We start from the raw sequence: 12,464 nt of genomic DNA on the forward strand, positions 1-12,464 counted from the left end.
TGTTGGACCCTTGGCGCCCGATGCGGCTGAAACCTGAGCAAGTGGCGAAGTCACTCGGATTGACGCCTGCCGAGAGTCGCGTCGCAGTCTCCCTTGCTGAGGGACTGACGATTCGCGAGATCGCGGAAAGCACGAACCGGCGGGTGGTCTCGATTCGGTCGCTGGTTCAGCAGGCTCTGGCCCGGACCTGGAGTTCGAGGCAGGCGGACCTGGTCAGACTGGTGTTATCCAGTTCTCACTTGCCGGTCGCGCAGTCGGACCACGTCAGGCACTGACCTCCACTTCGGTCACGCGTCCGCGTTCGACGCTCACGACTCGTGAGCGATTGCCCCAGCGCACGGTGTAGTTCCCAACCGGGAGGTTCGAGATGGTCTCGCCGACCTGAAAGGTGCGTGCTCCACCGAACCAGAGACGGAGAGCACCCAGGTTCCAACCGCCGGGACCGGTGATCTCTATCGGTTCTCCCGGCGCGACGCCGGTGAGGACGAGCATGGCCGTCGATTCGGTGGGATCCAACGCCACTCCTTCCTCGAGCGCCTGCCGGAGCTCCTGCCAATCGCCCAGGACCCAATGCCCGCCTGTCCGGCAGGCGACCTGCAATCGGTCCGAGAGCGGCGGCGAGAGTTTCTGCCTTGCCTCGCCGCCGGTGATCCGCGCAACGTGAGATACGCCCGTGTCGGCCTTGACGAAACAGAAGCCGGCGCCGCCTCCTTCAACGTAGATCGCGATCTCGTCGCGCGGCGGCTCGTCGACAAGGACGAGGTCCACCACTTCGCGGCGGCCAGTCCGCAACTCGACGTCGACGAGTCGGGAGCGCAGATCCCGCAGCCGTGCACGTAACTGGTAGGTACCCGGAACCAGGCCCGTGATCTGGAAGCGCCCGGCTTCGTCCGCGACCACGGCTCGTCGGCCGGGAAAGACATCCACGGTCGCGTGCGTGGCCGGCGCGCCGTCGGCTGACGTTGCGATTCCGACCACGGAAACGCCACCGTAGTCGAGATTCAGCACCACGTCGCCTTCCGGGCCATCCGGGACTTCGACCTGTCTGACATCCTGTTGTCCACCGGACAGAGGCATCCAGATCACTTCCCAGTCGCCGGGGAGCACGGCCTCGATCCGGTAGCGGCCCTCGTTGTTCAGCATGGCCTGCCGTTCCTGCGGCCGGTTCGACACCGCCTGCGTCCTCGGCAACGGGCCTCCACGGGTGATGAGACCGCCTTCAGGAAGAGCCGCCCGCCCCTTCTGTTGCCAGAGCAACACGCCGTCTCCCGGCTGTTCGTCGATGGTCACTCGGCCCGTGACGGCAATCGTGCTTCGGTCGCAACGAATCGAAACGCCGCCAGTCTCGTCCTGCTCGTCCCTTTCGCACACTGGCACTCCGTCCTCGAGGACTTGCAGGAGGAAGGCACCGTCCGGTACCCCTTCGATCAAGGCCTCGCCATCGACGAGAGCGGCTCGAATGAACTGCCACGGATTCCCCACGAGCCCCGTGTCGACGATGACCTCGCCCCGGTCTACGTCGGATCGAACGCGGACGCCGCGTCCTCGTGAGAGCTCCACGATCCCCGCGTCGACCCATTCAAACGCTTGCGCCTCTACTTCGAACTCCATGGGCGCGAATCCTTCTGCCTCCACCCGGAGTGTAGAGACGCCGCCGTCCAGACCGAACAGTTCGAAGTAGCCCTCAGCGTTGGTGGTCACGCGGTCGACGTTGCCAAGCGCCCACGCCATCAGCGGTCCCATCTCGGACGAACGTACGCGGAACACCGATGCGTCTGCCGCAGGTGCGTACTCCGGAGTCAGGACATGGCCCGAAACCCAGGCCGAAGCCGAGGCTACGACGATTCCCAGATCCCGAACCTCTCCTGACAGTCCGCTGACACCGAGGCGCCGCGATCCGGCGTTGCCGGCAGAGAACTCCAGCGAGTACGCGCCGGCGGGAAGATCGATCGAGAACGAACCGTCCGCGGCGAGTGGCCGGTGCCGGCTCATGTTGTCGGTTTCGCGCCGAGCTACGAACCGGCCATCGGCCGCGGGAGTGAGCCCGTTGGCCGCGACATAGGTGCCCTCCACGGTGAACGCCGGTTCAAGTTCAACGACGAAGGGCTCCGCGACCGTTCGTCCCGTCCCCTCGGGCAACTCGACGCTGGCCAAGAGGTAGCCTTTGGCGTTGACCAGCAGGCTCCGCCCGAGGACCAGGCTCACCCGGGCCGTGCCATCTTCGCCGGCGGCGGCCCACTCGCCTCCCGCCGGCTGGACGGTGGCGCCGCGGACGGGCAACCTGCTGTCCCGGTTGACGATCGTCAGCCATACATTCTCGGGCGAAGCGAGCACAACCGAGCCGAGGTCGACCGAGTCCTGAAGGTCCAACTGCCGGGAGTAGGCCAGACTTCCGCCTTCGGTGCGGAGGAGCGCGGTTCCCGGCGAGAACCCCGCGAGGCGGAAGCGGCCGTCGGCTCCGGTCTCTCCCGTGTGGCGCTGCATCAGACCGCCGCCGTTCGGAATCCAGGAGAGGCCCAGCAACCTCGCTCCCGCGACGGGGTCACGCGTGGCGTTCACGGCCACACCGGTCACTGCGTAGCCGGGGTCCAGTTCGATGACGGGCGGCACGTCCGTGTAGCTCTGAAAGGCCTGCGCCGCGCGTGCGGGACTGCTGACGACCACTAGCGGACGTTCGGCTTTCGTCATCGCCAGGTTGCCTTTGCCCGTGCTGTTCGTGACCTCGAAGCCCAGGAGCTCGGGCGCCCGCCTGTCGGCGAATCGGCCGGGCCGCACCAGGGAGAGACGCGCGCCGGCAAGGGGCGCGCGGTCCGCTGTGACCTGGACGGAAACTCCGCCCGCAAGCATCAGCGCCAGTTCGACCGCTTCCTCTTCCGGCGACACGTCACGCAAGCGGGAGAGTCTGCCTTCGGCGCGAGCCTGCAATCTCCACGGCTCTGCGCCGCGGGGCAGGCTGAGCACGCCGGAGTCGCTGGCCCAGGTCGGTAGCAGGGCGATCGGCGCGTCCCGCCACATCTCCGCCGGCGCCGCGATGATCTCGATCCCGTCAGGCAGCCCGGTGCCGCCATCGGACGGACCGTTGCCTACCTCCGGAGACAACACCCGAATCGACAGCCGGGCGGTGCCAGACGGGTTCGTCCTGCATGCACCGGCGGGATCCTCACCGGGAACAACCCGATGAGGAGGGCACGTGTCATTCCACGCCCAGCAATGCGTGGGGTCACGATCTCCGGCAAGCAGGTTCGGGCCGCTCCAGATCTCGGTCGATCGGCTGGTCGTGATCGGTGCCAAGGGCTGCGCGCGGCGATCCTCGTCGATGCAGAGAAGCTGCATCTGGCCATCGCTCATTGCCGACCCGTCCTGAGCGGACATCGGTCCCATGCTTGCAACGACCGCCAGGATCAGGGCCGTTATGCGCATACGCATGGGCTCAGCTCTCTGGAGGCCGGATCAGAGCCTTGAACAGCTCTGCCGGCCGCGCCAGGGCGCCAGGAAACCCCGTCAGCAGGATGACGGCTCTCTCTCCGCGCAGATCGGCCCGTAGCCGGGTATCGGCGAACTCCGATTCGATCGCACACGGAAGCGTGCTTGTTGCGGTCAACTCTTCGGCACGAGTCTGGACGAGATCCCAGCACACACGGCCGAGCGGAGGATTCGTGGCTCTGTAGGCTGAGTCGGGGCCGGACTCCGGGGGTTCCATAATGATGCTCCCCGGCCCGCCGGGTACGTGGCGAACAAAGAAGTAGATGTTCCCCGACCCGTCAGCCAGAGCCTCGTCGATCACTCTCCGGCGTGCCAGCCACCCAACCGTGAACGCAGCGTCCCCGAGCATGAACCCCTTTTCCGGCTCCAGGCCACAGCCTGCGTCGGCTGTGAAGGTATCCGTGGCCAGGCTCTCAACGAGTTCGCCCGACCGGTCGTAGACGAACACGCCCGGTTCGAGTCCGGGCACGACGAGGATCCGCTCGTCCGAGATGAAGCGGATCACGGACACCTCAGCGTGCCAGCAATACCCCATGGTTTCCCCGCCGTCGCGCGTGGGCAGGAGGTTCCGCGGCTCCGGCTTGCCATCCTCGAACAGCCAGGAGATGTGGTCCCCCCAACCGCCGTCTTCGTTCCGGCTGAGGCCAACTACGGCCGTCCGGCCACCTCGTCGGTCCACATCGCCGACGATCTCGATGGCCTTCAGCGTGTCGAAACGGTCGCCACTCTTGAGATAGACGCCGAAGACGCCGCCGGCGAAGGCCACGCTTCCTGAACTGCTACCACCAATACGGGAGTAGCTTTCAAAGCCACGGTGATAGCCGTCGTTGCCCGCCAGCGAGGCTTCGAGGACGGCCTCGTCGACCCCGATGCGCCACGAGTAGACCCCGCCTTCCTCAACTCCAAGACGCAGTTGATCTTCGTCCAGCCAACGAAGGTCCGCGGTGAGCGCCAGGGTCTCGGGCAGACCGATTGGCTCCAGGCGCTCCAGCGTTGGGCTCTGACCTCCCAGCACCGCGGGGAAGCACGCGGCGAGCGTCACGGCACACCACAAAGCAACGGTCTCCAGCGGCCAACTCCGGCGGAGACGGCACGCCTCGTGATGCCCCAGCGTCACGGAGCGGGAACTGGTTGCAGCGCAGAAACTGCAGAGCGAGGCACGTGACGATGCGCCGGTCGTGGCCGCGGGTCGAGGGCATCGAACATGCCCTGATCTTCCGAACAGGCGCGCCTCACTCGGACGAACTCACCCACAGGGCTCAGGGGACCACTCGCCTCGCTGCGAGCCAACCTACCGTCTCCAGCGTAAGGCGCTGGCAAGAGCGCGGCGAACTCAGTTCCCAGCGGGGGCGCTGGGCCGCCACCGTCCTGGCCCTTGTACACCACGACGGCTCCGACGCAGATCGAACACCCGCCGCCCCTCCCGGCGCAGGTCATGAATCGGTCCGACCAACTGGAGTCCGCGTAGTCGAAGCAATCGTCAATCGCATCCCCGGCGGCGGGCGCCACCGCGAGAACACATGAAAAGAGGAACGCGCTCACCGCGACACGCAACCACCCTGCCTTTGCCATCCCAGAACCTCCTCTTGTCTGGTTCCCTCCGGTGCGTCGGGAACGCACTGTCCATGATTTGGCAGAATAGATGTAGCTTCGACGGACTGGCAACCTTCATTTGCAGGGGGCCATTTGCTCGTTGCGATTCCTTGCCCGAGGAGTGATATTGGTCGTCCCTCTCCGGCTGTCAACACTCATGACAGACAGGGAGAGGGATGGAGGCTCAATTCACAAGGGAGATGCGAGATGTCCGAGAAGACCCAGCCGCTACCTAAGAACACAGGGTGCATCCATGAAGGCTACTTCTTCATCTTCAAGTCCGGCGAAAAGTACCGTTGGCGGTACATGTTCGAAGGAAAGCGGGTCGTAACGAACGAGAAAGGGCGCGAGTCAAAGGAGGAGTGTCTGGCCGAGATAAAGACGATGCGCGGTTGTGCAGGCGCCCCCGTCTACGAAGACGAGTAAGCCCGGACGGCTCGGAGCCATTCACGACGAGAAGGTCGAAGGAGACCCATGCCCCCGCCGCCGATAAGCGAAGCAGCCTTGAAACGAAGGATGCTGAGGGCATTGCTGGAGCGTCCAGGACAGCGGATGTCCTCTTGGCCTTTCCAGGACGAGGAGGTGCCCGACGCATTTCAGTACAAAGCGATTCGCGACCTGATCGCTGATGCGCCGCGTGACGTCCAGGCCTTCGACGGCAGCCCGAAGGCCGAAACAGACTCCGAGGAGAACGACAGCTACAAACCGAACGATGTGCGGCTGACCCGGTCAGGCATTGAGTGGGCGCGCGAGCACCTGTCGCAGGAATTGGCCGGGAGCTGGCAAGAACGGAGCAGCGACTACCTTGAAGCACTTCGGTCCATGGACAGTGATGACCGTAGGCGGTCGGTCGTGCCGGGTGCTTTCGACAACGGAATGGCCGCAGTCAGCCGGCTTGTGCAGATGCCAGCAGTTCGGCACCTACTCAGTGTGTTCTCTTTCCTGGCTGGTGTGACGGAGGGCCTGACCCGGTCGACATCGAGGAACTTCTGGTTCGCCTATGTGTGGCGTGCCGTGAAGATCGCGGTGGCGATCAAGCTGGCGTTGGCGGCGAGTTCTCTGTTGCCGTTTGGCGGGGAGCTACTGCGAGACGCAGCGCTTGGAATGATCGAGATTCTGGAAGAACTGACCGGGGGAGCTCCGGATACTGACTAGGTCCCTCCCCAAAGGAAGGCCTGGTTCGGAGACGCGGTCGTTAGGACCGAAGCGCCGTCACACCAGCCCCCACAAGACGGGGATGTAGCGTCCTGTCAGGCTGGAGGCAGGTCAACTTCGCTTCGTGACTGGGTGTAAGCCGGCTGGTAGCCTGCCCGCATCCATGCCAAGACACGCTGCTGTTTCACTTCTCGGCCTCCTGACCGTCGCCTTCCTTGCGGCCTGCGGCGCTGACTCCGAGCCGGTAGAGCCGGCCGACCTCGCGATTGTCGGCGCCCGGCTCATCGACGGCACGGGCACCGAGCCCGTCGCCGATGCGGTCATCCTGATCGACGACGGCCGCGTCCGGGCGGTCGGCCCGAGCGACGCCGTCGAGGTGCCGGAGGGCACGGAAGTCGTCGACGCGGCCGGCAAGACGGTCATCCCCGGCTTCGTCGACCTGCACGCCCACTACGGCGGCCCGGTGGAAGCCACCGAGCAGGCGCTGCGGTCGCAGCTCTACTACGGCGTCACCACGACCCGCAGTATTGGCTCGGACACCCCCGAGAAGGTGGCCCTGATGCTGGAGGCGCACGCCGGACGGCCGGATCTACCGCGCGCGTTCACTGCCGGCCTGGGCTTCTCCTACCCGGGCGGCTTCAACTCGGGCTTCACGAACACGCCGACGACGGAAGAAGAAGCGCGCGCGATGGTCCGCGAGCAGGCGGCCCTCGGTGTCCACTTCAGCAAGATGTGGATCAACGAGGTCGCGGAACCCGGTTTGAAGATCCCGCCCGAGATCCGGGCCGCGATCGTCGACGAGTCGCACAAGAACGGGCTCATCCCGGTTGCCCACATCAACGAGGAAGCCGACGGCATGCAGCTCCTCGAAGTCGGCCTGAACGAGTTCATGCACACCACTGTGCGTACGTTCGGACCCGGCGGCGGCGTGCCGATGGAGGACCCGGTGCCCAGCCAGGCGCTCCACGACCACGGCATCGAGGTGGCGCTCGGCACCGACAGCGGCACGCCGAACGTGCCGATGGGATGGGGCACGCACCACGAGCTCGCGCTCTACGTCGAGGCCGGCCTGACGCCGATGGAGACTCTCGTTGCAGCCACGGCGACCGGCGCCGGCCGGGTGCCGCCGGTGGGCGAAGCGGACTTCGGAACGCTCACCGCAGGCATGAGCGCCGACCTGATCGTACTGAACGCCGATCCGCTGGCCGACATCCGGAACACGCTGCAGATAGACCGCGTCATGCTGCGCGGCGAGTGGGTGGATCGCGACGCGCTGTTGCCGTCAGAGTAGGGCGACGCTGCTCTGCGGCTCGCTGGCATTCGGCGCCTCGTTCTCGTCCGGCGTCGCCGTAGGTCAGGACGAGTCGACCCGGCCGACCCGAACGGCGGTCGTCACGGCGGTGTCGGAGCCGATCCTCCTCGACGGTGTCCTGGACGAACCGGCGTGGCAATCCTCGCCGCGGATCGGCAACCTGGTGCAACGCATCCCGACGGAGGGCGCCGAGCCGAGCGAGCGCACTGAGGTCACCCTGCTGCGCGACGCGGACCACCTCTACGTCGGCGTCATGTGCCACGACTCCGAGCCGGACCGGATCCTCGCGTCCCAGATGGCCCGCGACGCCTCGCTCAGGCCGGACGACTACGTCGAGCTCCTGCTCGATACCTTTCGCGATCAGAGCAACGCCTACTACTTCTCGACGAACCCGAACGGTGCTCTGGTCGACGGCCTCGTGTTCGCGAACGGCGAGACGAACGAAGATTGGGACGCCATCTGGAACGTCGCGACGAAGCGCTCGGACCAGGGCTGGAGCGCGGAGTTCGCCATCCCCTTCAAGAGCCTGAACTTCCCACCTGACGGCACGGTCTGGGGGTTCAACTTCAGCCGGAACATCCAGCGGAAGTTCGAGGAGGCCCGCTGGGCGGGCGCCCGTTTCGACGCGCAGTTCTACCAGGTCTCGGAGGCGGGGGAGATCACGGGTCTTGGAGGACTCGAACAGGGCCTCAGCCTGGACATCCGGCCGTTCGTCGCGGGGCGCTGGGACCACAGCGCCGCCGGCGACGACAGCCTGCGCGGCAAGCCGGGCCTCGATCTGTTCTACAACGTGACGCCCAATCTGAAGCTGACGGCCACCTTCAACACCGACTTTGGCGAAACGGAAGTCGACGCGCGCCAGATCAATTTGACTCGTTTCTCGATCTTCTTCCCCGAGAAGCGGTCCTTCTTCCTGCAGGATGCCGGCGTCTTCAACTTCGCGACCACCGGGGTCAGCCAGCCGGGAGGCATCCCCAGTACGGGAGCGGAGATCTTCCCCTTCTTCAGCCGCCGGATCGGACTGCTGAGAGGCCGGGAGGTGCCGCTCGACTACGGGCTCAAGCTGACGGGCAGGGTGGGACGGACGGAAGTCGGCGTGCTCAACGTAGGCAGCCGCGACACCTCGTTAGCCGCTGACCAGAGCATGTTCGTCGGACGGGTCCGGCAGAACTTCTGGCAGCAGTCCTACGTCGGCGCGCTCGTCACGAGCGGCAACCAGGCCCTCTCGAACGACGCCACCACGATGGGCGTGGATCTCCGCCTGGCCACCTCCGACATCCTGGGCAGCGGCCGGAACTTCGTCTTCAACGCCTGGGGACTCGAGAGCGACAACGAGGGCACTTCTGGAGAAGGCACCGCGGACAACGATGCGTCGTTCGGCTTCGCGGCCGCGTTCCCGAACGACCGTTACGACGCCCAGGTGCAGTGGCGCGAGATCCAGGAGAACTTCGATCCCGCGCTCGGATTCGTCCAGCGCCGCAACGTGCGCATGCTGCGGCTCGGCGCCAGCTTCAACCCGCGGCCGAAGAACCAGTGGCTGGGCATCCAGCAGATGTTCCACGACGTCTTCTACACGGAGTTCAAGCGGCTCGACAACGGCCTGGTCGAGAGCAGGGACTTCTACTTCACGCTCGTCGACTGGCACTTCCAGTCGGGCGACTCGCTGCACAGCCTGTTCGACGTGAACCCGACCTACGAGCGGCTGTTCGAGCCCTTCGAGATCTCCCCCGGCGTGGTTCTCCCGCCGGGCGAGTACGACTTCACCCCGCTCCGGATCTTCTTCATGTCGGCCCAGAAACGCAGGCTTCAGGGCAGTTTGGGGATCAACTTCGGCAGCTTCTGGTCGGGAGACGCCGAGACGGTCAGCGTGAGCCTCCGGTACTCCGCGCCGCCACGCCTGACGATCAGCGTGAACACGAGCCAGACGTTCGCGCGGCTGCCGCAGGGCGACTTCGTCGCCAGGATTCACCGGGCGGAGTTCAACTACGCCGTCTCGCCCAGGCTGTCCTTCGCGAACGTACTGCAGTTCGACAACCGCTCGGGGAACCTCGGCTTCCAGGGACGGGTGCGCTGGACCCTCGAGCCGGGCAACGACCTGTTCTTCATCTTCGGCCAGGGCTGGGTGCAGGAGGTGGGCGAGCGGGGAACCGACTTCAGGCAACAGGACTCGAAGCTGGCGGTGAAGGCGCAGTACACATTCCGCCTGTGACAGCATGCCGTCATGAGCATTCTGACGATCATCATTCTGGCGGGCCTGGTCCTCCTCGCCATCATCTTCGGTGCGTCGCTGATAGGGACCTTCAACAAGCTCGTCACGCTGAAGAACCGCTACCAGAACGCGTTCGCGCAGATCGAGGTCCAGCTCAAGCGGCGCTACGACCTGATCCCGAACATGGTCGAGGTGGCGAAGGGCTACATGAGTCACGAGCGGGAAACGCTCGAGGCGGTGATCCAGGCCAGGAATATGGCGGCCGGCGGACTGGAGCAGGCCGCCGCGAATCCGGGCGATGCCGCCGCGATCCAGGGCCTGGCGTCGGCAGAGGGCGTCCTCACCGGCACGCTCGGCCGCCTGTTCGCGTTGGCTGAGGCCTACCCGGATCTGAAGGCGAACCAGAACATGATGCAGGTCAGCGAGGAACTGCGCTCGACCGAGAACAAGGTCGCGTTCGCGCGCCAGGCCTTCAACGATTCGGTGACCACGTACAACACGTTCAAGCAGAGGTTCCCGGCCGTCATGGTCGCCGGGATGTTCGGTCACGGTCAGGACGCGACGCTGCTCGAGTTCGACAGCAAGGCGATCGCCGAAGCGCCGCAGGTCTCGTTCGAGTAGCGGTCCGGTTTCGCCGGTTCGGGCGACTGCGCGATGGCCACCGACTTCTTTCAGCAGCAGGACGTAGCCCGGCGGGGAACCGCCCGCCTCGTCGTGCTGTTTTCGCTGGCGGTGCTCGCGATCGTGGTTTCGGTCGAGGTGCTGCTGGCCGCCACGATGGGGTACTTCGGCCGCGATCCCGACACGGGCGCGATCGACTGGACGGCCGTCGGCGATCCGCGGTTGCTGATTCTGGCGACGCTTGGCACCCTGTTGTTGGTCGGCGGGGGGAGCCTCTACAAGATCGCCCAGTTGCGTGGCGGCGGTCGCGTGATCGCCGAGGAACTGGGCGGCCGGCTCGTGGATGGGAGCACGTCGGACCCGGTCGAGCGGAGACTGCTCAACGTCGTCGAAGAGATGGCGATCGCCTCGGGAACGTCGGCGCCGCCGGTCTACATCATGGACGGCGAAGCGGGCATCAACGCGTTCGCCGCCGGCTTCGCTCCGCAGGACGCGGTCATCGGCGTCACGCGGGGAGCGGCGACGACCCTCGACCGTGACGAACTGCAGGGCGTGATCGCCCACGAGTTCAGCCACATCCTGAACGGCGACATGCGGCTGAACATCCGCCTGATCGGCCTGCTCCACGGCATCTTCCTCATCGGGATGATTGGCTACTTCATCCTGCGGATGTCGTTCTACACCGGGGGCGGACGATCGAGGGACAACAAGGGGGCTTTGCCGATCCTGGCGCTCGGCGCCGGCCTCGCGATCGTCGGCTTCGCGGGCACTTTCTTCGGCAACATGATCAAGGCCGCAGTCAGCCGGCAGCGCGAGTTCCTGGCCGACTCCTCGGCCGTGCAGTTCACCCGCCACCCCGGGGGAATCGCCGGTGCGCTCAAGAAGATCGGCGGCTTCGCGACCGGCTCCAAGGTGGAGAACCCGAACGCGCCGCAGGCCAGTCACATGTTCTTCGGCCGGGCGACCTCCGGTTTCAGCGCGATGTTCTCGACGCACCCGCCGCTCGGGGAGCGGATCAGGCGGATCGACCCGTCATGGGACGGCGAGTTTCCGGAGCTGCCCGAGGCCGGCGACGGTGCCCCGGGCACGGTTGCTCCTCCAGGTGCCGCGGGCTTTGCGGGCGCCGAGGCCGGAGGGACCGGCAGTCCGAACCTCGCGAACGCAGTCAGCCAGGTCGGCCAGCCGACACCGGCGCACGTCGAGTACGCGGCGTCGTTGATCGACCGCCTGCCGGAGCCGGTCGTCGCGGCTGCACACGAGCCCTACGGCGCCCGCGCTCTCGTCTACGCGCTTCTGCTCGACCGTGATCCTGAACCGCGACGACTGCAGCTCGCTCACCTGGAGGCGGCGGCGGACGACGGCGTCTACGAAGAGACCGTGCGGCTGGCTCCGGTCGTCGAGCGCCTCGATCCGAGAGTGCGCTTACCCGTGCTCGAGATCGCTTTGCCCGCGCTCCGCAGCCTCACGTCGCGGCAGGTCGAGCGGTTCCAGGAGAACGTCGTGGCGCTTGTCGAGGCGGACGAGGTCATCGACCTGTTCGAGTGGTCGCTCCAGCGCATCCTGTTGCGAGACATGCAGGCGTCCTTCGGGAGATCGGGGCCGACGCGGGTACGGCATCGTTCGGCCGGCGCGGTGCGATCTCCCTTGGCCGTCCTCCTGTCGGTGCTTGCGTACGTCGGTAGTCGGGATCCCCAGGCGGCCGAACGGGCGTTCCTGGAAGGATGGCGAGTCCTGGCGCTTTCTGAGCAAAGGTTGCTCCCTCACCAGGAGTGTGGTTTCAGCGCGCTTGATGCGGCACTCGTGGAACTGGACCGGGCGGCGCCGCAGGTGAAGAAGCAGACGCTGGAAGCAGCAGTCGCCTGCATCACCGCGGACCGGGAGGTCACGGTGGAGGAGGGCGAGCTCCTGCGCGCCGTTGCGGCCTGGATCAACTGCCCGATGCCGCCGATCATCGGCTAGGAATGTAGCGGATTGCGAGAAACCCGGTACGAGGTGCTGCGAGAGTCTCCGTGCAGCAGCGGTTCGCCTGAGTACCGGTGAACACTCTGTTGACGACTGGAAGGCGGCGGGAGCGAGCACTGCGACCTGGCG

General features: G+C 66.1%; 8 protein-coding genes. 6 read left to right on the forward strand and 2 right to left on the reverse strand.

What is annotated here, in order from left to right; all coding sequences use genetic code 11:
* Nucleotides 1-264: 264 nt before the first annotated feature.
* Nucleotides 265-3,426 carry a carboxypeptidase-like regulatory domain-containing protein gene (locus tag OXI49_06650; protein MDE2690179.1) on the reverse strand — a complete coding sequence of 1,054 codons (3,162 nt, stop codon included), beginning with the start codon at nucleotides 3,424-3,426 and terminating at the stop codon, nucleotides 265-267.
* Nucleotides 3,427-3,430: 4 nt separating this feature from the next.
* Nucleotides 3,431-4,525 (reverse strand): hypothetical protein, encoded by a 1,095-nt coding sequence (locus OXI49_06655; protein MDE2690180.1) that lies wholly within the window; start codon nucleotides 4,523-4,525, stop codon nucleotides 3,431-3,433.
* A 758-nt stretch (nucleotides 4,526-5,283) separates the two neighbouring features.
* Between OXI49_06655 and OXI49_06660 the strand changes: the two genes are divergently transcribed.
* The 6 genes from OXI49_06660 (at nucleotide 5,284) to OXI49_06685 (ending at nucleotide 12,332) form a co-directional block, all read left to right on the forward strand.
* A complete protein-coding gene (locus OXI49_06660; protein MDE2690181.1) occupies nucleotides 5,284-5,502 on the forward strand; it encodes a hypothetical protein in 219 nt (72 codons plus the stop codon).
* A gap of 78 nt (nucleotides 5,503-5,580) precedes the next feature.
* On the forward strand, nucleotides 5,581-6,231 hold the full coding sequence (locus tag OXI49_06665) for a hypothetical protein (GenBank protein ID MDE2690182.1): 651 nt from the start codon (nucleotides 5,581-5,583) through the stop codon (nucleotides 6,229-6,231).
* 163 nt (nucleotides 6,232-6,394) lie between these two features.
* Complete coding sequence (locus tag OXI49_06670) at nucleotides 6,395-7,522, forward strand: amidohydrolase family protein (GenBank protein MDE2690183.1); 1,128 nt, start codon at nucleotides 6,395-6,397, stop codon at nucleotides 7,520-7,522.
* 109 nt (nucleotides 7,523-7,631) lie between these two features.
* A complete protein-coding gene (locus OXI49_06675) occupies nucleotides 7,632-9,752 on the forward strand; it encodes a DUF5916 domain-containing protein (GenBank protein MDE2690184.1) in 2,121 nt (706 codons plus the stop codon).
* Between the two features lie 12 nt (nucleotides 9,753-9,764).
* Nucleotides 9,765-10,373 carry a LemA family protein gene (locus tag OXI49_06680; GenBank protein MDE2690185.1) on the forward strand — a complete coding sequence of 203 codons (609 nt, stop codon included), beginning with the start codon at nucleotides 9,765-9,767 and terminating at the stop codon, nucleotides 10,371-10,373.
* 33 nt (nucleotides 10,374-10,406) lie between these two features.
* Complete coding sequence (locus OXI49_06685) at nucleotides 10,407-12,332, forward strand: M48 family metallopeptidase (protein ID MDE2690186.1); 1,926 nt, start codon at nucleotides 10,407-10,409, stop codon at nucleotides 12,330-12,332.
* Nucleotides 12,333-12,464: the final 132 nt, after the last annotated feature.

The organism is Acidobacteriota bacterium, from assembly GCA_028875725.1.
In the GTDB taxonomy this organism is placed as follows: domain Bacteria; phylum Acidobacteriota; class Thermoanaerobaculia; order Multivoradales; family Multivoraceae; genus Multivorans.